Below are 20,465 nucleotides of genomic sequence, written 5' to 3' on the forward strand. Positions count from 1 at the left end.
ATTTCTGCTAGCGAACGTTAAAAACAACACATTTTAGGCCAACGAAGTTCACCACGGCATACACCACAACGCCAATTACTTGGGATATGTACACACTAACGTCCAATATCTCCACGAAAGCGGCCACAACAATCAAGTTTGAAGTGTAAGCCGCCAAAAAAGTGATTAAAAATCTAGCCAACTCAAGTAAAGTGACACTTCCCCTTACCCGAAACGACCAAAACCTGTTCATCAAAAAACTGAACAACAGCCCCGCCGCGTAACCAGACAAATTTGCTAACAAATAATCAACGCCTGATAATTGCAGCGCAAATATAATCACCAATCCCAAAATTGTATTTATTGCACCAACCGATAAAAACTTGAAAATTTGGTCAATTATTTGCATTATATCAACGAACAGCTGAGATCGAATACTGCCCACCTAGGGGCAACCACTCCAGAAGCCGTTCCGTGGGCCGCATTACTTTTAAAATACTAGGAAAGAACACATGAAATCGCGACGATGGCGCATTCCAGTTAGCCACTCGGAAGCGCTTTCGCATCTCACTATTCCGAATGAGGATCGCATTTTCATCAAACGGGCATGTATTGACCGCGTGTAGCGTCAACGGATTCAATGGATTGTGCTCAAATAGGACGAACAATCCACCCGGCCGGAGCACGCGCCGGATTTCCGATAGCCAAAATCCGTGTTCACCAGGATCGATATGGTGAAAAACACATGCGGTGAACACGAGATCCGCGCTCGCATCCTCCAGTGGGATTGACCGATTAATCAGTATGTTGGTGGCAATCTCAGGAAAACGTGCCGCCGAGATGGCCAAGCTTTTTTCGGACACATCGGCGGCATATATCCGTGAGTCTGGGAACTCCGATTTCAGATGGGGCAAGGTGTTCCCGATTCCCGCGCCAAAATCGACGATTTTGGATGGTGATATGTCGTGCAACCGTGCTATGCGCGCGGTCTCTCGAGCCTTGTACTCAGCGAAATAGTCCGGCGACTCGCCTGTTATAGCGATATTAGCGGCATGCTGCTGGTCATATGCATCCGCGTATTGATCGAACTCAGCCTGGTCCATTCTTACCCTCCTCGAGACGACGCCCAATAAACCATCGACGCACAGCTCATCTACCCGGCAAACAGGGCAGCCAATACGACGCTCCGCCGAGATACCTAATCGAACCTCGGATTTTCCGCTACTACCACACCATCGCTCGACTGGACCAAACCGTAGGGCATCTCGCAAAGCTCGGCACGCTCATAGTGCATTCGGATCCGCCATCCTGCATTGCGAAACAGCGTGACCATTGAGCGATGTCCATCTGATGACAAATGCGTGCCAACGAGCACCGTCTTCACGCGATCATTCAGAACGCCGATTACCTGCGGGACCATATTATTTTCGGCACCCTGAATGTCGATATGCATGAAATCAGCAGGGCCGGACATCCGGTTCAACAATTCTTCAATCGTGTAGGCGCGTACCGTGACATGTTTTGGCGCCGTCGCCGTCCCACGGAGTGACGCGCCATAGTCCTCGTCCGGATTCTCGATCACAGGAAATGAAATCTCGCCCGGCTCTGCGCTGACCGCGCCATGAATGAGATGGACCCCCGCAGTAAGCAGGCCATTTTTGCGGAAATGGTCTTCCATCCATTGCCAATGAGTGAGATCGGCTTCGACTGCTACCGCTTCAACATCGTGAATCTCACGCCGTTGTCGCACAGCTGCGAGGGCGGTGGACGACCAGGTCCCCCAGCCCGCACCCAGCTCGACGAACCGATATACGCCTCTCGCGCGCGTTACGCTCTCAAGCACCGCAACCCAGTCGAGATAGTGCTCATTCAATACTGGCAGCTCGGCACTGAACCGCGTCCCCGCTTCCGGCGCGAACCGGGACCAGCCCTTCTTGAAGCGAACCTGGGTCCCGACCCCGAGGAAATCATAGTTGCTCGCACCATCGGTTTCGACTTCGACGACATCAAATTCTGAAAAAATCGGGTCGTGAGTCACCATTCTCAAATCCAATCATGATCGCAATTCGGGTCGTCCGGGTCTCCTCTGCGCGTAGGCGCCAATCTAGGCTGATAGCAGCGCCTTGAGCACGTCCGGCACGAAATTGGTTCGGCCATAGCGTGCAGCAAGTATTTTCAGCGCCGCCCTGCGCCGACGCAGCGCTTCAGTATCGGCTGCGATTGCCTCGAGGCGCGCTGGCAGTTCGCTGATGCTCTGACGATCTTCACCGCATTGGATCACCGCCTGTTCCCAGATTGATTGGGAGCCGGGAGCCTTGTAGGTGTCGGCGAGCACAACCGGGATGGCACCGCTACAAATGGTTTCCCAGAGACGGATCGAGTTCGGGCCGGTACCCGACGGGCAAAGGGCGAACTGCGTCTGAGCCATGACCTGTTTGAACTCTTCAGACGCGTTCGTATCAATCAGCCCCGCACTGCTCTGTGCGCGCGCCAGGACCTGATGGTCATAGACGACCTTGTTGTAATGCCAGGTCTCACGATCCCGAACGAGACCCCGCGGGTGTTCGGCCAGCTCCTCGATCAGGAAGGTCCGCGACTGGGTAAGATAGATCGGGGTCGCCTTGGCGCCGACGAAGGAGAACAGATAGGGCCGCTCCTCAATCGGTATCTCCGGGCCTTCCGGGATCTGAACCGGATAGAGCGGGAATGGATGGATGGCCAAACCCCGGTCGTCACCGAACCGGATCCGGCCGTGGGTGGCATGTGACCAGAATACATCTGTCACACCCGCCGCCTCGAATAATTCCGGGAAGTTCAGCATGTGGATATGCTGACATACCGTGATGACCTGCTTGTATCCCGAAACGGCCCGCGCGGCGCGCTCAAGACCGGATTGGAGGGCCGACAGACGATCGGTATCACCCTTGTTGTGATTACTGACATCGATCAGGGTTGCCCACGGGAACCCGAGGTAAGCGGCATTTCCGCCACGCATCGCCAGCAGCCTGACCTGGTTGAATGCGTGCTGTTCGGTGATGGCTGGATGCTGCCAGTGCGCATCATATGCGACAATATTCCGGTCGACATACAGATCGCCGTCACGCGACGGCAAAGAGATTGGTGCTGTCTCGGCCCGTATAGCGGGCGGCGCCTTGGTGCGAAGCGGGTCATCGACCGCACCCGGTTCGATCGGCCGGACAGGGGGGAGCGAAGTGCCTCGCTCATTCGCCCAGCGTTCGAGAGACTTGTTGATCTTGGCTTCACGAAAATGAGTTGATCGTACGGGCCAGACGTCAATGTCCAACACAGCCGGGTCTGTCAGGCCCTCACTGGCATGCACCATGGCCGTGCCGCCGACAATGCGAAGATCCCCCTTCTTGTCGTAGGTCCTCAAGCCGGTTTCATGGACGTGAATGCTCCGGATCTCGCGGCAGGGATTGTAGATGGCGTGGCCATAGACGGCGAAGGTGTAAGCCACCTTGTTGTCGCACCGCGGTACGCCCAGCGGGAAGTTCAGGCACCGATCACGGTCCGGGTTGGACGCGTGCGCCGGCCAGTAGGCCCAGGTATCCTGCGACCAATGCGGATTGGGGTGCAGGCTGGTTTCACTGCCCGACAATTCATGCCGGCTCAATGCGACAAACCCTGTCGGGTCGGCATCAAACACGCGCTCGAGAAGGCTCAGCGTTTCGTCAAAATAGATATCGGCATTGGCAAGCACCGATATATCCTGGGGACAATACGCCTCGGAGAGTCGCGTCCAATCCTCATAGGTCGGCCTGCGGTCCATCCGCAACACGGTGACCCGCCCATCTGACTGATCGACAGCGGCATCATCATCAATCATCAGATAAATATGAGAAATCAGGTCATTCGCCCGGTTCTTTTCCAGACAGAGGACCAGTTCCTTCTCGCGCGCCGGATCGGATGGCTTGAAATACGGCATGAACAAAGAAATCGGCACTATTTCCCCCTTCGGGCATGTTTACTGGCCATCATCACCGCGACGAAAGCGAATCTGGCCGCGTCGTCAACAGGCATGTTCCGCCCTGTCCAGCTCAGCGTCATAGCCCAATTGCAGACAGAGATCCTGATACGCGCCGCTCGCCTCGGCTTCCACGACAAGCTCGTCGGAGTAATCCCGCCGCGAACGCGGTGCGATCTTGTCGCCGCGCCGGCCACTATCGCCGGACAGTCGCATAACCGAAATCAGCGCTTTCCAGTCCGGATTGTAGGCAAGTTCGAGATGCCGGCAGATCTCGCGCATCGTCTCATCCGGATCTGACACGAACCGCTCATAGCGGATGATTGCAACATTCTGATACGCGGAGAGAAATGCCAGGTAGCGGCGAGCGTATTCTTCGAGCGAAAACGGTGAGAAATGCCGCCAATCATTGCGATCCAGCGCAAGATAGGAATCAATGGGATGCCGAACGGTCACGATCGATCGCAGCGGAAACCAATCAGCCAGCATGGCCGCCAATGTCGGCCGCCTTTCCCAATCCGTGTCGGTACAGAATTGTGAATGGGCATGATCACGCAATATCAAGCGCCGCCCAATTCGATCCATCCGGGCGTGCAATGCCTTCATCGATGCACAAAACATCTCCACCGCCGTGTCCTCATCGATCGGGCTGAGCGCACCCCGCGCCAGCAAGATCGGGTCTGTCGGGGCAAATCGCGAGCGCTGCGTATTCAGTTGGATGGTGCTGAGCGGGTCAACTTCACTCAATAATAGGGCGTTTGGTTGCGATTGCAGCCCTCTGGCAATCAGTGTGCCGCCTGTACAGGCAAAATGATGAACAGTCCGAATCGGCGTCAGATCACTTTTGGGACGCGTTTTCAGGAGTTCAGACAGGCTCCGAAGATCGGCCTGGCTCATTCGATCAAACGCAGCCATTGGCGAGTGTGCAAGGTCGCCAAAATCCAAGGCAGACGAAGCGCCGGAATGAGGCAATAATGCACTCATGAAGGCTTCGCCCGGTTTTTTGTTCCGGCACGCTTCGTCGTGGACTTCGAAGCGGCCCTGGTCCGGCCGGCTGTGCGCTTGGGCGCCGGCAGCGATTCTTTCTCCTCCGACTCGATTACCTTCTGCGCCAGACCATCCAGGAATTGCTCCAACTGACGCTTCTCGTCAGCCAGCATCGCGTATCGGTCTTGCAGGTCAGCCAGATCGGCCTGAGCAATCCGCTGAATCCGCAGTGACAGTCGGTTGTCGTCGCGTAGCGCATCGATTTCCGCACTCAACCGCTTTGTAGCCTGATCTTGATCATCATAGCGATGCCGAGCGGCTTCCAGCTCTGCCTTCAGCCGATCACGCTCGCTCCGCATGGTTTCAAACGCTGCGAGGTTCGCCTGGGCGTCTTTCGCGGTTTGGTCACGGGCAGCCTTCAACTCATTCACTTGCTGCTTCAGCGTCTCAAGGTCGTTTTTGGCCGACTCAGCAGCCTTGGAATTCGCCTCCTGCTGAGCCACCATTTCTTCCTTGAGCGCATCGCGCTCATGCGTCATCGATTCCAGCGACGACTGGGCTGCCTGCGTGGCCTCATCATGCTCCGTCCGCAGTCGATCCAATTCCTCATTCAGCGCATCGCGCTCATGCGTCATCGAATCCAGCGACGACTGGGCGGCTTGCGCCTCGGCACGTGCTTGATCCCGCGCCGCGGTCAGGGCGCCCGCTTCCTCATTCAATTGGTCGAGACTGGCACGGTTTTCTTCGGACATCCGGGAATAGGAATGTCGCAATTCCGACACGATCGTTTCGAGCTCAAGCGCACGCTTTTCATTCCGCAGGTTGCACGCTTTCCAGTCTTTCTCGACGAGCGCGAAACGAACATCCGGATCAGCGGGATCGGATTCCCACACAATTCGGCGCTGGCTCCCTGTGAGCCAGGCTTCAACCTGCTCCAGATCAGCGCCACCTTCGTGAAGCTGTACCTCGGCGACACGAATGACGACCGCATCAAAGTCATCAAGCAAGCCCGCCTCATCGAGGTCCGATAATACAAGCAGAACTTCTGACGGTGCATCCACGACCAGGGCTGATCGGCCGCTCGACACCCCCGCCCCGCGGGCTGCCAAAAGGTTTCTGGGTTGAATCAGCTTTACCGGCACGCTTTCGAGACTTCGGAGCCCCGGAAACAAAGTCATGGCCCCGGTCGGCACGCGCAGACTATTCAGATCGCCAAAGCTCGTTCGACGAAAGGAACCGTCGCCGTTTCGCTCCGCTACCGCTGCCTCGACAAGCTTGCCAGACCCGCCCCCATCGAGCCATTTCCGTACAGCATTGGCGCGCTCCGGGTCAGGCTCCACCAGGACAAGGTCGTCAACACGACCCTGCCAGAAGCGGCCCGCATCATCGCCGCACCCAATATGAACGACCAGACCGAAGTTTGCCGTTTCGACGCCGAACAATCCTTGCATTACTCAACGACCTCGTCCGCCACGGAACCGCCGCGAAACATGCGCAAGGGCGCCGTTACCTTCCAGGAGGTCGAGTTTCGTGTCTGTTTCAACGCGTCGCGCAATTGTTCCGCGTCCCGTCTGGACCATTCCAGCGTGAAGGCCTGATCGGCGTTTTCCGCACGCAGTCGGTCCCGCTCCTTGACGGCCGCATCGCGTTCCTGCTCGATCCGCCTCTGTTCAAGACCCCCACCCCGACGCGACGCCAACCGGTGATACCATTCGAGCTCGGACTGGCATTCGAGAAGCGCATTCTGTAGATCGGCGACCAGTGCTCGCTGGGCATCCAGTGCCGTCACGGGCCCTTCGCCAACACCCGCGGGCGTCTGGTTGGCGGAGGCGGCACGGTCGATCAGCTCGGTGAGGCCGCTCAATGAGATCGCAACCTCCTGCTCCAGCACTTCGGCGTCACGCTCGACGCATCCCATGCTTGCTCGCAATTCCTGGTCGAGACGGGTCAGAAGCGGGCTGGCCTCTACGGCCGCCTTGCCAACCAGTTGATGGAGAAGCGAAACCGGTAAAAGCTCGGGCATGTCGTCCAGGCGAACACGAAAAACGGGTTGCGCGCGTTCATCGAAATAGGCCTGGACAGCGCTCGATACGATGTCCCCGGACAGCCAGCTGATCTCGCTGGGCAGGACGAGGACCTGTCGACGCGCGTGCCGGAACAGATCCAGTATTTCCTTCGCTCGGGTAGCAACCCACTCATGCGCCCCTTCGGCCTCCAAGCCGTCCGCCAGGCACGCTGCGTAAAGTCGAGCGGCCGGTGCGGCCAAAACAACGAAGCGCGAACCGGCATCCTCTCGAATGCACTTGTACAGCGCGTTGTGATCGAAGGTCACCGCTTCGCCGAGATGGGCAAGTTGCGCGCCATCCCCGTGAACAAGTTCCGAATGCGCGACCGAATAATACAAGTTGACGCCCTTTCTCAACGTGTTGAAACAATCCGATACTCCAATCGGATGCGGGCAACAAGGCCGCGCACCCCAGTCCTCCACCGCTCGCATGTGTGCCAAACGCCTGTACTGGAAGGCGCGGCGCTTGTTTTCAGATGGGTGACAGTTTAACAGGGGTGGCCACGATCCAACCACCTTGTACAAGTTCCGGGAATCTCATGACAAAGCGTGCACTTATTACCGGCGTGACTGGGCAGGACGGCGCCTATCTGGCCGAGCTCCTGCTCAGCAAAGGCTATGAAGTTCACGGACTGAAGCGCAGGGCCTCCTCATTCAACTCCCAGCGCGTCGATCACCTCTATGTTGATCCGCATGAGGCTGAGACTCGTTTCTTCATGCACTACGGTGACATGACCGACTCGACCAACCTGATCCGCTTGGTGCAGCAGATTCAGCCGGACGAAATCTACAATCTGGCGGCGCAGAGCCACGTGAAGGTGAGCTTCGAAGCGCCTGAGTATACAGCCAACGCCGATGCCATCGGCGCGCTGCGCCTTCTGGAAGCGATCCGCATCCTCGATCTGCAGGACAAGACACGCTTCTATCAGGCCTCAACCTCAGAGCTGTACGGGCTGGTGCAAGAGGTTCCGCAATCCGAAACCACCCCCTTCTATCCCCGCAGCCCCTATGCCGCGGCGAAGCTCTATGCCTATTGGATCGCAGTGAATTATCGCGAGGCCTATGGCATGCACGCGTCAAACGGCATTCTCTTCAACCATGAAGGCCCGACCCGCGGTGAAACCTTCGTGACGCGCAAGATCACGCGTGCGGTTGCAGCCATGCATCAGAACCGCCAGAGCAAGCTTTATCTCGGTAATCTTGATGCCCAACGTGATTGGGGACATGCAAGAGACTATGTCGAGGGAATGTGGCGGATCGTGCAGCACGCCACAGCCGACGATTTTGTGCTGGCAACCGGAGAGACGCACACGGTTCGCGAGTTTGTGGAGCTGGCATTCAAGGAGATCGATATCACCTTGGAATGGGTGGGGTCCGGCGAGTCCGAAACCGGTCGCTGCGCAGCGACCGGTCGTGAGCTGGTAGCCGTCGATCCGCGGTACTACCGTCCGACCGAAGTTGATCTCTTGATCGGTGACCCGACCAAAGCGAAAGAAAAACTGGGCTGGCAGCATACAACCCCCTTCCCCGAGCTGGTCAGCGAAATGGTCCGGAGCGATCTGAAGGTGATCGCCACTGAGGCAGCCTACCGCTCCAATCACGGCGATGTCTGATCCGATGTATTCGCTCGCAGGCAAACGCGTTTGGGTTGCTGGCCATCGCGGCATGGTGGGGGCCGCGCTTGTCAGACGCCTGAAACAGGAGGAGCCGGCTGAAATCCTGACGGCGACTCGCTCCCAGCTCGATCTCACCGATCAGGCGACGACCGCAGCCTGGGTCAAGAACACACGCCCGGACGCGGTCTTCATTCCCGCAGCCAAAGTGGGCGGGATTTATGCGAATGACAGCTATCCGGCAGAGTTTCTCTATCAGAATTTGATGATCGCTTCGAACATCATCCACGCCTGTTACCAGGCGGGTACTGAGAAGCTGCTTTTCCTGGGATCATCTTGCATCTACCCGAAATTCGCTGAGCAACCGATACAGGAAGAGGCCCTGCTCACCGGCGCGCTTGAGCCCACCAATGAGTGGTATGCAATCGCCAAGATCGCCGGCATCAAGCTCTGCCAGTCCTATCGCAAGCAGTACGGCGTGGATTTCATCTCCGCCATGCCCACCAATCTCTACGGCCCGGGCGACAACTACCACCCGATGAACTCCCACGTCATCCCGGCGCTTATTCGCAAGGCCCATGAAGCGAAGGTCGACAAGGCGGAATCGATGGAAATCTGGGGCAGCGGGACGCCGCGTCGGGAATTTCTTCATGTCGATGATTGCGCGGATGCGCTTGTGCACCTGATGAAGGTCTACTCGGACGCTGGACATATCAATGTCGGTTCGGGTGAAGACCTTCCGATCGGGGAATTGGCATACCTCGTCATGGATGTTGTCGGCTTCAAGGGCGAGCTGACGAAGGATACAAGCAAGCCTGACGGTACGCCGCGCAAGCTGATGAGCGCCGACAAGATTCGGGGCCTCGGCTGGCAACCCTCGATCAGCCTGCGTGATGGCCTGGCTGACGCTTATGACTGGTTCCTTGCCAACGAAGAGAACATTCCCTCACGCTGAGTACCGGGCCGGTGTTTATTGATCGGTATCCGGCAAGCCGGCCTCGATCTGTGCCCACCAGTAATCAAGTCCGAGCCGGTTGATGATCTCCTGACGTCGCGCATTGACGCGGCCGCTTCGGAAATGGACTTCGAACCATTCATCGAGCTTTCCGGCGCTGAGCGCATCCGCTTGCCAGGCGTCGACCTGAACTAGCGGAAAGTCAGCATATGCGGCGGCGAGCGGTGTCTTTCGTATGATCGGAACAGCGCCATTCAGCAATGTCTGCCAGGCCTTGGGCGACGGATCGAGGCCACCCCCTTCCACACAGAGAACAAAGGCGTGGGCCCGGATCAGCGCCTCGAACTCGTCTTCACCGACCGGGTCCTCGAGGACCGTCACAAAGCTGCGCCAGTGGGTCTTCGCCAGCGCGGTCACCTGTTTGCGGATGTCCCACTGGGCACCATCCCGGACGCGATGAGCACACAGGATGCGACGATGACGTTGGCCCGCACCACCCCACTCCGGCACGGTGAGGACCGGATCGGCCATAGCCTCGGGAAAGACCATGCCGAGCGGCAAGGGGCGGAGTTTCGGATGGGCCGCTTCATCGAGGTTTTCACAGAACCACTGAAGCAGAAGCGGATGATCGAGCGCCTCCAACATGCGGTCGCGCAGGGCCTCGGGCATCGCCGGCCAGCGCTTGTCAGTTTGGTTCGGCAGGGTCACATCCTCCGACCCGCTCACCAGCACGAAGGGGGCTGTCAGCCTTGGCAGAACATGGTCGAGAAAATGCTCGAGCGCGACCTCATGTGACCGGAGCGAGACGAATACCGTTCGGACGTTGGCGATATCGGTGCGGAGTCGGTCCGCGACCCGGGGTTCGTCCCGATCACTCAGAACAACCCAGTCGCAACGCGCGGCAATCCCGGTCAGCGCATAGGCCTCAGCGCCCTTGAATTTGGGGAAAAGCCGGGTGGATAGCGGGCAGAACCGGGTTTCAGAGCGCGCGATCAAGCAAGCCTCTCCAAACGCTCTGGACCGGGTCGGGCAGGCTGTCATCTTCGGTTTCACGGACGGTTTGCAGGGAGGCGTCGAAGAATTCCAGCGGTTGCTCCGTGGCCAGTCCCAGTGCCTGAAGCAGGCTTTGCAGCTTGGCTTGCATGGCGACCGTCTCCGGCAGGCACTGGACAATCGGGAAATCCAGCCGCGTCTGCCAGTCCAGCAAGCGTGAATTATACGCATGCCAGATCGCCAACCCCTTCTCGATCGGAAATCCGTTGCGGCTTTCCAGCGAGCGAGCGACCGCCATGGGGTGGCGGAATATCCCGAGCGGCCGGGCGTTGGGGAGGACTTTGAGCCACCCCTCGAGTGTCAAGAGGGTGCGCGGGTCCTTGAAGCCCCAGCAGGCCTCACCCTCACGTGACTCGATGAACAGATCCCGTACCGCCGCATGCATCGGAAACCACTCCACCTGCTCCGGCGGCTCGTTCCAGCTCCCGCCATTGGCCTTGAGCAGGTCCTCTTGCATGTAAAGCACGGCGGGGGGTTCCTGCAGGCCTTTCGGATTGCGGGTGATACTCTTGTCCAGAACGCGACCCAGATACACACCGGCTTCCATCAGCGTTCCGGCAAGCGCGCTGGTGCCACTTCGGTGCATGCCCAAAACGATATAGCAGGTGTTGTCACTCATTGCCGTCTCCCCCCGGACTTTGCACCCTGTCAGTCTCGGCGCAGGTTAGCGGATGAGGCAAGCGAGGACGAGGCGTCGCAGCAGGAATCCGGTGCGGTTGAAGGAAGACGGAGTCGATGACCGAAACTTTTCAGCTTGAACCGCATGCCATGGTAATCGGCGCGCTCGGAGGTTCGGGGACACGCGCGGTTGCGGAAGCCTTTGAACGCCTGGGATATGTGCACGGCCCGGCGCTCAATCGCTCCCGCGACTGCCTGGACTTCACCTATCTCTTCGTCCGGACCGACTGGATGGCATCCCCCCTCCCCTCGATTAATCATCGTCTGGGCATTTTGCGCGGCGTGGCGGAAACCGGGCACCACCCGGAAGCCGCCCCGCTTGATCGGCTGACCGATGTGGTGACGGAGCGGAATTCGGCGGCCGAGGGTCGCGCCTTCCTCGTCAAGGAGCCCAATAGCCACATGTTCGCCGATGAGATCTTGGCCGCATGGCCGGATGCAGCCTTTCTCTTCGTGCACCGACACCCTCTCGACATGGCGTTTTCCAGCAACACCAACCAGCTCAAGCGTTGGGGGGAGGCGCTGGGTATATCGGCCGAGCGGAGCGGATCATTGCCCGCCGCGCAGCTGGATGTCTGGATCCATGCCCGGCAGGCCCAAACGGCACGGGAGCGCCGCCTTGGCGGACGCACGGCGAGCCTGGACTATGAGCGCTTCATCGAGGCGCCGGTCGCAACGCTGCGCCGAGCCTGCCAGGCGTTGGGAATGAAGATCACCAATGCCCGGCTCGAAGAGGCTTGCCGCAATGTCACCATCCCGGACAGTCGTGGCCGGTGGCGCGAACAGGATTTGTCCTGCTTTCGCGAGGACCAGCTCGCCTATTGCCGGGATGACGGCTGGTTGTGAGGCGATGTCAGATGATGTCGATGCTGTAGAGGCTCGACATGGCCAGGACGAGGCTGATCACGATCAGGCCGATCACCGAGGCGATGAAGGCGATGGCCAGGGGTTCGGCGAGTGAGGTCAGGCGCTTGGCGAGATTGCGGGATTCCTGCTCGCCGGCTTCCGCCACGAAGAGCAGCATCTCGGCAAGCGCACCGGACAAGCGCCCGGTCCGCACCAGATTGAGTGTCATGGCGTCGGTATTGGTGTGGGCGCGCAGGGCGGTTTCCAGCATTTCACCGGAGCGGACAGCGCGACGGGCCTGTTCCAGACCCTCACGGCGACGCGGTGACAGGACGCCACGTTCCGCCAGGGCGAGGGCGTCGATCAGACCCGCACCAGCCGCCAACGCAGTGCCGGTGACCCGGGCCCAGCGGGCGGTATCGCTGGCTTCCAGGAAACGGCCGAGGACGGGCAGGCGAAAGGCGATCACGGTCGCTGCGCGGCGTGTGGCCGGCGCGCGCCAGATCTGGATCGCGCCCAGCGCCAGCAGGACCGCCCCGCCGAGAACAAGCGGGACATTGGCATTGAAGAATTCGCCGATGCCGAGAACGATGCGGGAAATGGCCGGGATTTCACCCTGTGCGTTCTCCAGGAGCGCGGAGAAGCGCGGCACCACGAACATGAAGATGAAGATCACCGCGCCCGTGCCGGCGACGGCGAGAAAGCCGGGATAGGCGAGCGCGTTGCGCACTTCCTCGGCGGAGGCGAGATCGCGTTCCATCTGGCTGGCGACCTCGTTGAGCCGGATATCCAGCGAGCCCGTAGCCTCGCCCAGCTCGACCAGGCGGGGGGCATAATCCGGCAGGTTAGGCATATGGCGCGACAGGCCCTGGGACAGGCGTCCGCCGCCGCGCAAATCGGAGCGAATGGCCCCCATCTGTTCGGACAATTCGCGGCAGGGCTCCTCCTCGAGCAGTGCGTCGAAGGCGTTGAGCAGGGGGGAGCCGGCCTTCAGCAGGGTCGCGAGCTGGCGAATGAAGCGGTGACGATCCTTCGGGCGGGCGCGCTTACGGTCAAAGCGGCGGCCCTCCCCGTCAACCAGGCTGACCTCATAGGCGAGAATACCCTGGGCGCGCAGCTGGCTGACGGCATCGCCCGAATCGCCCGCATTGATACGCCCCTCCACCGCGGCGCCATCGCGCTTCAGGCCCTTATAGAGGAAATTGGCCATGCGCCCCGCTCCTAGGCCCGTACGCTGCCGGACCGGGCCGGGCCGGAACGGGCGGTGTCGGGCGCCGGCGTATCCGCGCCGGTCTCATCGACCGCGCCACCGAGCACACGCATGGCTTCGGAGACCGAGGTGATGCCGCTGCGTGCCTTGAGCAGACCATCCTCCAGCATGGACAGGAAGCCGGCTTCGCGCGCCGCTGTGAGGATGTCGGCCTGGCCGGAGCCGTGCGCGACGGCTTCCTTGACGGCGCCATCAATCGCGGCGGCCTCATAGACCGCGATGCGGCCGGTATAGCCCTGACCGCGACAGTGATCACAGCCGACCGGCACGCGCCAATTGGCGTCTTCAGTGAAGGCATCGGCGGGCCAGAGCACGCCGCGCGCGCGGGCGGCCTCGATCAGGCGTTCGGCCGCCGTGACATCATCGCGCGGGGCTGGCGCGGAACAATCGGGACAAAGGCGGCGCAAAAGACGCTGGGCGATCAGCCCGCGCAGGGACGCAGAGACCAGGAAAGGCTCCACGCCGAGATCGGTCAGGCGTTCAATCGCGCCGAGGGCGGTATTGGTGTGCAGGGTGGAGAAGACGAGGTGGCCGGTCAGGGCCGCCTGGATGGCGATGCGCGCGGTTTCGCCATCGCGGATCTCACCGACCATGATGACATCGGGATCCTGGCGCAGCATGGCGCGCAGGCCGCGGGCGAAATCATAGCCGATATCGGCGCGCGCCTGGACCTGGGTCACCCCGTCCATGTCGTATTCGACCGGGTCCTCGATGGTGATGATCTTGCGGCGGCCATCATTGACCAGTTCGAGGGCGCGATAGAGCGTGGTCGACTTGCCCGAACCGGTCGGGCCGGTGACCAGGATCACCCCGTTGGGCTCGCGGATCACGGTATTGAAGACGCGGCGCTGCAGACCGGTCAGGCCGAGACCATCAAGGGAGGGCAATTCCTGGCGTTTGCGCAGAAGGCGCAGGACAAGGCTCTCCCCCCAGGCGCCGGGCAGGGAGGAAACACGCAGATCAATGTCCTGACCGGCGAAGCGCACGGTCTGGCGACCATCCTGGGGCAGGCGGCGCTCGGCGATATCCATGGCCGAGACCAGTTTGATGCGCGAGGCGACGGCGTCGAAGCGGGATTTGGGCTGGGTCTGGACCAGGCTCAACACGCCATCGACCCGGAAACGGACCTGGAATTCATGCTCGAAGGGTTCGATATGGATATCGCTGGCCCCGTCGCGCAACGCGTCCTCGAAGACGGCATTGACGAAATCGATGACCGGCGCTTCCTCGGCCATTTCGCGCAGGCGCTCGACATCGGTCAGGGCCGATTCGCGGCGACGGGCGCCGGCCGATTGCAGGCGTGCCAGGGCACTTTCCAGCAGGCGATTGGGACCGATGGCGAGGCGGACCGGGCCGGACCAGGCGGCGGAAAGGCGTTCATTGAGCGCCGGGTCGAGGGGATTGCGGGCGAAGACAGTGAGGCTGGCACTGTCCGGGGTCACGGCGCCTTGTGCAAGGGCGTCCCCCTCGAGCGGCATGAGGGCGTCATCATCGGGCGCACTCCACCACAGGACCGCCCCCTTCTCGCCGAGCCAGCGCAGGGGCAGGTCGAGGGCGGCGGGGGCGATGGCATAGAGGCTTTCCTCGCGCGGCAGGGCGCTGGGGTCGAGAATGGGCAGGCCGAGCTGGGCGGACAGGGCGGCGAGCAGGCGTTCCTCGGCCACGGCGCCAAGGCGCAGGAGGGCCTGGCCGAACAGGACCGGCGTCTCGCGCTGATAGGCCAGGGCCTGGTCAATATCGGCAGCGGCGATGGCGCCGCCCTCCAGCAGAATGTCACCAATGCGGCGCTCGTCCATCAAACCGTCCCCATGGCCCGGCGCCCATGGCTGGCCCTCATTGCAGAAAGGCCCGGCGCGCGGCGATCACAGCTGGCGGCCTGCCGGCAAGGGCCGGGCCGCACATATCCAGCCCCGAGTTAGACCGCGACCGCCCGCCGCTGGCAAGCCCCGGGCTGAGGCGCATGGGCGCGGTTGGCGGGGTGGATGCGCGACTTGAAGCGAACCCGGACGGCATCATGCCTCTCCCGACACATGCCCCGCGTCCAGACAAAAAAGAAGGGCGGCCGAAGCCGCCCTTCCGGTAGTCTTGGATTGGAGTTCGACTTAGTTGTCGAAGCCCGAGCCAGCCACAACACCGCCGGTCGACAGCAGGCGGGAAGCCGCGATCGAACCAACGCCGGTGCCGTCTGCCAGGACGACTTCAAAGTGAAGGTCGCCGTTGACGCCACCATCGGTGCCGAGGGCCGCTGCGATATCTTCAGACGTGAAGGTCGCGGTGAAGGTGCCAGCATTCAGCGGATCTTCCTGAACGTCAGCGCCGGTGATGACAGCGCGAGCTGCAGCCGGGGCGGTCGAACCGGCGCGAGCATACACGTTGTCGAGGACAACCGCAATTTCGCTCGGGTTAGCTTCCAGACCCGTGATGCGGAAGGCGCTCTTGGTGCCGCCCGTGGTGCGCAGGGACGTCCAAGCGAACGGGTTGCCGGCTGCATTGTTTACAGCAGTGGTGAACACACCATCGTCTTCGTCCAGCACAGCGAAGCTGGCATTTGCAGCACCGGCTTCAGCCCAATTGGCTTCAGCTTCCGGCGTGAATGTCACACCGATCGTCTGCGGAGCGACAACTGCAGCTGCAGCGGAAATTGCCATCGTGAACCCGATCGGAGCACCATTCGACGTATTCACCTGAGCGCCAGTGAAGGTACAGGTGACGGTGTTGGCGACCGCGTCCGGAGCCGCACAACCACCAGCCGTCGGCGTGATCGAAGTGATGTTGGTGACATCCGTGAAGCTGAAAACGATTTCATTGTTGTCGGTGACAACAGTGTCGTACGAGGCAAGCGGCGTGCCGGCCACGTCAACCGTCGGAGCCTGGATACCACCTGCAACAGCGTCGGTATCGGTGAAAGCATCAGCGGCGAACGTGCCGAGGAAACCTTCGTCACCGGCGAGGGCGCCAGCGGACCAGTTGATCAGCGTACCGCCGGTGACCAGAAGTTCGGTCGTGTCAGCGTTGGCCGTGAAGGTGTAGCCCGTTGCAGCAGTGTAATCGATGATGTCAAACGCCGTCGTACCGCCCGTGTAGCCAGCGGAGCCAGCATTGCGAACGAACTGCACGGACACATCAACGCTGGAGCCGACAGTAGTTACTTCGATCGGCAGCGTGAGCAGATCAGTCGCATCGGTGCCCGCACCATTGGTACAGGTCTGCAGGTCCGCTTCGGTGCTGCGGAACGTAACAGACGTGCCACCAGCGCCACCACCGGACTGGATGTCGAAGTTACAGCTCACATCCGTGAAGGTCGGATCATCGGTGACAATGCCGGTAAAGTCGGCATTGGTCAGCGTAATGATCATGTCGACTTCGCCGCCGGCACCAAGAGCCGCGAATGCTCCGCCCATGTCCAGATTCAAGATAAGGTTGCCGGCAAGGGCACCCTCGAACTCTGCGGCAACAATATTGTCTTCAGCGATGGCACTGGTGCCGTCGACGGTTACTGTCTGAGCGCTAGCAGCGCCGGCAATGAGAGCCGCAGCAGCAGCGCCGCTAAGAAGTTGAACCAATTTCATAGGGAAATCCCCTCTTTCCTACACATTTAAAGTCATGGCCATGACAGCTGCCACAACGGTTTTTCAAACGATCCAGGCCTAGGCTGAGTAGACAAGGCGCTAGCCGAAGCTGCACACCCAAACCTCCCCTACGGACCTTTCGCGCCCGAGAAACCCCCGTGACGCTGCGACGGAGGAAAGCCCATTGGAGGGGGGCTGTCAACTGTGAATCGGGCCAGAAAAAGGCAATCAATGCAGGGTACAGACAGTTTAATTGTTTGTTGTCATATGTTTGACAAACAAGCGGTTTCGCAAAGCGTTCACAGCTCAGCCAATAGGCAGGAATGCGGTTAACCGGCCTTAATCTCCGGTCCATCTGTTGCGCAAAAACCACCGCCGGGCCCGGCACCTGGCAATGCGGTGCACCCGCCGAGACCCACAGCCTGTGATCTACATCACACTTGCCCCTCTCACACCTGAAGAGTCGCCCGGCAGGCCGGGGCTTGGAGGGTGCGATCCCAGATGCGGTCGCGGGGCGAGGCGATGCGGATGCGGGCCGCGGCGCAAGCGCCGGAGGGATGGATACGCCAGGGCTCCAGCAATTCGGCGGTCCAGCCGTCCGGCATGTCGGCCCCCGCCGAAGGTATCAGGCCGGCCGGATGATCGGCGGCGTGGCCGGCCAGGCGGGCGCTGGTGCGCTCTTCGAGGACCCAGGCATTGAGGGCGGCGAAGGCCTGGCGCACCTGGTGACGCTCATACATGGCAGACATGGACGGGATGAACAGGGCGACAGCCAGGGCCAGGATCGCCATGGCGATGAGAACTTCGAGCAGGCTGTAGCCGGCTTGTCGGCGATTGCGGCGCGCCGGATTGCTCGCCATGGGTCTGCCCCTAGCCGATCCCGTCGGCCGGTTGATCAACCCGGCGCGGATCAATATCGGCATTGAGCCCCTCACCGCCCGGTTCGCCATCGGCGCCAAAACTGATCACACGGCCGCGGCGAGACAGGTCCTCGCCGGCTTCGTACTGGTAGGGCCGGCCCCAGGGATCCTGCGGCAGACCGCCATCCATATAGGGGCCGTTCCAGCTGCCACCGACATCGGCGCTGGGCGCGACCAGCAGGGCCAGGCCTTCGTCCTGGCTGGGATAGCGACCGAGATCGAGGCGCATGGTGTCGAGCGCGGTCTCGACCATGCGGATCTGGGTGAGGGCAGCGGCCTGTCTGGAACTGTCGAGCTGGCCGAAGAGGCGCGGCGCGACAAGCGCGGCCAGGGTGGCGATAATGGCCACGGCGATCAGCACTTCCATCAGGGAATAACCGGCCTGCAGGCGCCGACGGCGCTTTGCTGTCGCGTTTGCAGTTTCGTTTGCAACCCCGGAAAAGAGGCTCGAGAGCCGGTTTGTGACCCGTTTCGCAATCCGCATTGATACCTGCATGGCCAGTCCCGTCACACTGTTACACGTCAATTCTGGTTACACTTCAATTTTGATACCCGATCCGGAACCTGCAAGATCGGGCCAAGGTCTCCATCGCCGATCAAGGCCGGAATCGGTCACCAACATCGATCCCTAACACAGGCCCTAACACAGGCCCTAACACAGGCAGGCGAGCCCGGTAAAACCCGCCATGCTTGCTGGACCGTCTAAATCGACGGCGTTATACCACGCAGCCTGTCGTCATCCTAGGACGTTATGACCCGCGGATTCACCCTCCTGGAAACCCTGATTGCGCTGGTGATCGCGTCGATCACGGCGCTGGTCCTGCTGCAATCCATCATGGCCGTGGCGCGCGGCACGGCGGGGATTGAGATCGCGCTCGCCGGGGCGCTGGAAACCGAGTTCTCGCGGGAGGTCGTCAGCGACGCCCTGGCCGCCTCCGTCGCTGATTATCTCGAATCACCGGGTGCCTATACAGGCAGCACGACGCGCATTTCCGGCACCACACGGCGCCCGGTGCTGGCGCCGCATGGCTTGCCGACGCGATTCGTCCTGGCCCTGCGGCCGGAGTCGGGTGGCACGGCGCTCATTTACCAGGAAGTCGAGCCCCGGAGCGAGGATATTGATCGCGAGGCGGTCAACAGCGCGGAGGAGCTGGAGGGCGGGATCGTGGCGATGCGCTTTGCGGCGCAGGATATCGGTTTTCGCTTTGCCTATCAGACCATGACCCAGCTGTATGCACACGAACCACCCGACCCGCTTGAGGCCTGGCCTCCGGAGGAGGGGTTCGATCCCTGGTATGATTATTATCGTCCGCCCCCGGCCCTGGTGATGATTGTCGACAGTCAGGATCGCGTCTTGTGGGCGATCGCGTCGAGCGGCTGGAATGCACCGCCGCTGCGGGGACGCGATCTGGAGGACATATTGTGAGGGCGGGCCGCAGGCGAGTGTCGCGTCGGGCACGTCGTGGCTATGTCTTCCCGCTGGCCCTGTGGACGATTGCCGTGATCGCGCTCCTGCTCGGTGCCGCCTATACGGTGATGAGTGCCGCCAATGCGGTTTTCTCGCGAATCAGCGCGCGCGAGGAATCCCTGGCCGATTTCGAGGCCGCAGAGACAGATATCCTCCGCCTTCTGCTGACCGAACCCATGGGGCTTTCCTCCGTGCGTGTTGGCGGGACTCGCGATCCGGATCCGATCAGTGGCGGCTTCGGGATTGGCGGCGAAGCCCTCTCGGCGACCGGCATGCCCTATCTTCATGCCGGTGCCCATGGTCCGGTCGTGGTGCGTCTGGTCGGCACGAACGGGCTGGTCAATCTTGGCGATGATCCCGGTCCGGCGTCGCAGGCGCTGCTGCTGGCGCTCGGCCTGGAGCGGGCCGATGCACAAAGACTGGCGGCGCGCCTGGTCGATTATATCGACGAAGATGACCGGCGCTTGCTGGGCGGCGCCGAGGCGGCCGATTATCCGGCCGGCCGGACGCCCCGCAATGCCCCGCTGTCCGCCGCCTCGGACGCGTGCGGCGCGCTGGGCTGGCGTGAAGAGGTGGATTGGTGCGCCGATCCGCGCCTGATGGATCTGTTTGCCTTTGCCGGCGGCCAGTCCGCCATGGGCGCCCGCCTGGTGCCGGAATACCTGTTGCGCCAGCTGGTCGGCGGTGATGCGCGCCAGCTCGACCGCGCCATGGAGGCGCTGGAGGATCGCGACCGGCTGGTGCGGTATGAGGATTTCGGAATTGACGGGCTGGAAGGTCTCGATCCCTTCAATGACAATTCCGCCTTGCCCGGGCCGTCCTTCCTCATCATCACCCACCGCCCCGACGCCGAATACATACAGTTGACGCGGATCGACCTGACGCTCGCAAACCTGTACAAACCCTATGAGATTGCGTTTTCGTATGTTGTGGGCGGATCGATTGTCGAGGGGGCGTTCCATGTCGAAGAGGCCGACGCGCTTGATGAACTTCCTCAAGCCGGTTGACCGCCGCGTGTCCGCCGCCGGCCTGGCGCCGCGCCCGGCTGGTGCGCTGGCGCGCGCGGTATTGGCCGGC

The 20,465-nt window shown here is 61.2% G+C and carries 19 protein-coding genes; 5 read left to right on the forward strand and 14 right to left on the reverse strand.

Annotation, left to right across the window (positions count from 1 at the left end; genetic code table 11):
• Positions 1-7: 7 nt before the first annotated feature.
• The 7 genes from Q0X62_RS15650 to Q0X62_RS03170 all read right to left on the reverse strand — a co-directional run bounded on the left by Q0X62_RS15650 (position 8) and on the right by Q0X62_RS03170 (position 7,355).
• Positions 8-388, reverse strand: coding sequence for a GtrA family protein (locus Q0X62_RS15650; protein WP_366946090.1), 381 nt, complete (start codon positions 386-388; stop codon positions 8-10).
• 4 nt (positions 389-392) lie between these two features.
• Entirely contained in the window at positions 393-1,082 is a 690-nt protein-coding gene (locus Q0X62_RS03145) for a class I SAM-dependent methyltransferase (RefSeq protein WP_297731510.1), read from the reverse strand.
• Positions 1,083-1,177: 95 nt separating this feature from the next.
• Positions 1,178-2,020: an FkbM family methyltransferase gene (locus tag Q0X62_RS03150; protein ID WP_297731512.1), complete on the reverse strand. Its 843-nt coding sequence runs from the start codon at positions 2,018-2,020 to the stop codon at positions 1,178-1,180.
• A gap of 63 nt (positions 2,021-2,083) precedes the next feature.
• Positions 2,084-3,943 (reverse strand): exostosin family protein, encoded by a 1,860-nt coding sequence (locus Q0X62_RS03155; protein ID WP_297731514.1) that lies wholly within the window; start codon positions 3,941-3,943, stop codon positions 2,084-2,086.
• Between the two features lie 66 nt (positions 3,944-4,009).
• The gene (locus Q0X62_RS03160) at positions 4,010-4,948 is read right to left on the reverse strand and encodes a sulfotransferase (protein WP_297731516.1); all 939 of its coding nucleotides are present in this window, start codon (positions 4,946-4,948) and stop codon (positions 4,010-4,012) included.
• Positions 4,945-6,402, reverse strand: coding sequence for a hypothetical protein (locus Q0X62_RS03165; RefSeq protein ID WP_297731517.1), 1,458 nt, complete (start codon positions 6,400-6,402; stop codon positions 4,945-4,947). The genes Q0X62_RS03160 and Q0X62_RS03165 overlap by 4 nt, the downstream gene beginning before the upstream one ends.
• Positions 6,402-7,355, reverse strand: coding sequence for a hypothetical protein (locus Q0X62_RS03170; RefSeq protein WP_297731520.1), 954 nt, complete (start codon positions 7,353-7,355; stop codon positions 6,402-6,404). The genes Q0X62_RS03165 and Q0X62_RS03170 overlap by 1 nt, the downstream gene beginning before the upstream one ends.
• A gap of 200 nt (positions 7,356-7,555) precedes the next feature.
• Between Q0X62_RS03170 and gmd the strand changes: the two genes are divergently transcribed.
• Both gmd and Q0X62_RS03180 read left to right on the forward strand, forming a co-directional pair.
• On the forward strand, positions 7,556-8,629 hold the full coding sequence (gmd, locus tag Q0X62_RS03175) for a GDP-mannose 4,6-dehydratase (protein ID WP_366946097.1): 1,074 nt from the start codon (positions 7,556-7,558) through the stop codon (positions 8,627-8,629).
• Entirely contained in the window at positions 8,622-9,584 is a 963-nt protein-coding gene (locus Q0X62_RS03180) for a GDP-L-fucose synthase (protein WP_366946091.1), read from the forward strand. The genes gmd and Q0X62_RS03180 overlap by 8 nt, the downstream gene beginning before the upstream one ends.
• 15 nt (positions 9,585-9,599) lie before the next feature.
• Here the strand turns inward: Q0X62_RS03180 and Q0X62_RS03185 are convergent, their stop codons facing one another.
• Positions 9,600-10,580, reverse strand: coding sequence for a hypothetical protein (locus tag Q0X62_RS03185; protein WP_297731527.1), 981 nt, complete (start codon positions 10,578-10,580; stop codon positions 9,600-9,602).
• Positions 10,564-11,256 (reverse strand): sulfotransferase, encoded by a 693-nt coding sequence (locus Q0X62_RS03190; RefSeq protein ID WP_297731529.1) that lies wholly within the window; start codon positions 11,254-11,256, stop codon positions 10,564-10,566. Before Q0X62_RS03190 ends, Q0X62_RS03185 begins: the two co-directional genes overlap by 17 nt.
• Before the next feature lie 116 nt (positions 11,257-11,372).
• Between Q0X62_RS03190 and Q0X62_RS03195 the strand changes: the two genes are divergently transcribed.
• Positions 11,373-12,161: a sulfotransferase gene (locus Q0X62_RS03195; protein WP_297731531.1), complete on the forward strand. Its 789-nt coding sequence runs from the start codon at positions 11,373-11,375 to the stop codon at positions 12,159-12,161.
• Positions 12,162-12,168: 7 nt separating this feature from the next.
• On the opposite strand, the gene Q0X62_RS03200 is transcribed toward Q0X62_RS03195, so the two are convergent.
• The 5 genes from Q0X62_RS03200 to gspG form a co-directional block, all read right to left on the reverse strand.
• Positions 12,169-13,371, reverse strand: coding sequence for a type II secretion system F family protein (locus Q0X62_RS03200; protein WP_297731533.1), 1,203 nt, complete (start codon positions 13,369-13,371; stop codon positions 12,169-12,171).
• Between the two features lie 11 nt (positions 13,372-13,382).
• The gene (locus tag Q0X62_RS03205) at positions 13,383-15,227 is read right to left on the reverse strand and encodes a GspE/PulE family protein (RefSeq protein WP_297731535.1); all 1,845 of its coding nucleotides are present in this window, start codon (positions 15,225-15,227) and stop codon (positions 13,383-13,385) included.
• A gap of 306 nt (positions 15,228-15,533) precedes the next feature.
• On the reverse strand, positions 15,534-17,000 hold the full coding sequence (locus tag Q0X62_RS03210; RefSeq protein ID WP_297731538.1) for a hypothetical protein: 1,467 nt from the start codon (positions 16,998-17,000) through the stop codon (positions 15,534-15,536).
• Positions 17,001-17,449: 449 nt separating this feature from the next.
• The gene (locus Q0X62_RS03215) at positions 17,450-17,860 is read right to left on the reverse strand and encodes a type II secretion system protein (protein WP_297731540.1); all 411 of its coding nucleotides are present in this window, start codon (positions 17,858-17,860) and stop codon (positions 17,450-17,452) included.
• A 10-nt stretch (positions 17,861-17,870) separates the two neighbouring features.
• A complete protein-coding gene (gene gspG, locus Q0X62_RS03220) occupies positions 17,871-18,416 on the reverse strand; it encodes a type II secretion system major pseudopilin GspG (RefSeq protein WP_297731544.1) in 546 nt (181 codons plus the stop codon).
• A 255-nt stretch (positions 18,417-18,671) separates the two neighbouring features.
• On the opposite strand from gspG, the gene Q0X62_RS03225 reads away from it, so the two are divergent.
• Together Q0X62_RS03225 and Q0X62_RS03230 are read left to right on the forward strand one after the other, a co-directional pair.
• Complete coding sequence (locus Q0X62_RS03225) at positions 18,672-19,346, forward strand: type II secretion system protein (RefSeq protein WP_297731545.1); 675 nt, start codon at positions 18,672-18,674, stop codon at positions 19,344-19,346.
• 17 nt (positions 19,347-19,363) lie between these two features.
• Positions 19,364-20,395 (forward strand): type II secretion system protein GspK, encoded by a 1,032-nt coding sequence (locus Q0X62_RS03230; RefSeq protein ID WP_297731548.1) that lies wholly within the window; start codon positions 19,364-19,366, stop codon positions 20,393-20,395.
• The last annotated feature ends 70 nt before the right edge of the window (positions 20,396-20,465 follow it).

It is taken from the genome of uncultured Maricaulis sp. (genome assembly GCF_947259345.1).
Lineage (GTDB): Bacteria > Pseudomonadota > Alphaproteobacteria > Caulobacterales > Maricaulaceae > Maricaulis.

Bases quoted from the DNA above. Each gene is read 5' to 3' on its own strand.
- Q0X62_RS03180 (WP_366946091.1), top strand. From the start codon at position 8,622: ATGTCTGATCCGATGTATTCGCTCGCAGGCAAACGCGTTTGGGTTGCT.
- Q0X62_RS03225 (WP_297731545.1), top strand. From the start codon at position 18,672: ATGACCCGCGGATTCACCCTCCTGGAAACCCTGATTGCGCTGGTGATC.
- Q0X62_RS03190 (WP_297731529.1), bottom strand. From the start codon at position 11,256: ATGAGTGACAACACCTGCTATATCGTTTTGGGCATGCACCGAAGTGGC.
- gspG (WP_297731544.1), bottom strand. From the start codon at position 18,416: ATGCAGGTATCAATGCGGATTGCGAAACGGGTCACAAACCGGCTCTCG.
- Q0X62_RS03205 (WP_297731535.1), bottom strand. From the start codon at position 15,227: ATGGACGAGCGCCGCATTGGTGACATTCTGCTGGAGGGCGGCGCCATC.
- Q0X62_RS03215 (WP_297731540.1), bottom strand. From the start codon at position 17,860: ATGGCGAGCAATCCGGCGCGCCGCAATCGCCGACAAGCCGGCTACAGC.
- Q0X62_RS03150 (WP_297731512.1), bottom strand. From the start codon at position 2,020: ATGGTGACTCACGACCCGATTTTTTCAGAATTTGATGTCGTCGAAGTC.
- Q0X62_RS15650 (WP_366946090.1), bottom strand. From the start codon at position 388: ATGCAAATAATTGACCAAATTTTCAAGTTTTTATCGGTTGGTGCAATA.
- Q0X62_RS03165 (WP_297731517.1), bottom strand. From the start codon at position 6,402: ATGCAAGGATTGTTCGGCGTCGAAACGGCAAACTTCGGTCTGGTCGTT.
- Q0X62_RS03200 (WP_297731533.1), bottom strand. From the start codon at position 13,371: ATGGCCAATTTCCTCTATAAGGGCCTGAAGCGCGATGGCGCCGCGGTG.
- Q0X62_RS03145 (WP_297731510.1), bottom strand. From the start codon at position 1,082: ATGGACCAGGCTGAGTTCGATCAATACGCGGATGCATATGACCAGCAG.
- gmd (WP_366946097.1), top strand. From the start codon at position 7,556: ATGACAAAGCGTGCACTTATTACCGGCGTGACTGGGCAGGACGGCGCC.
- Q0X62_RS03210 (WP_297731538.1), bottom strand. From the start codon at position 17,000: ATGAAATTGGTTCAACTTCTTAGCGGCGCTGCTGCTGCGGCTCTCATT.
- Q0X62_RS03160 (WP_297731516.1), bottom strand. From the start codon at position 4,948: ATGAGTGCATTATTGCCTCATTCCGGCGCTTCGTCTGCCTTGGATTTT.
- Q0X62_RS03195 (WP_297731531.1), top strand. From the start codon at position 11,373: ATGACCGAAACTTTTCAGCTTGAACCGCATGCCATGGTAATCGGCGCG.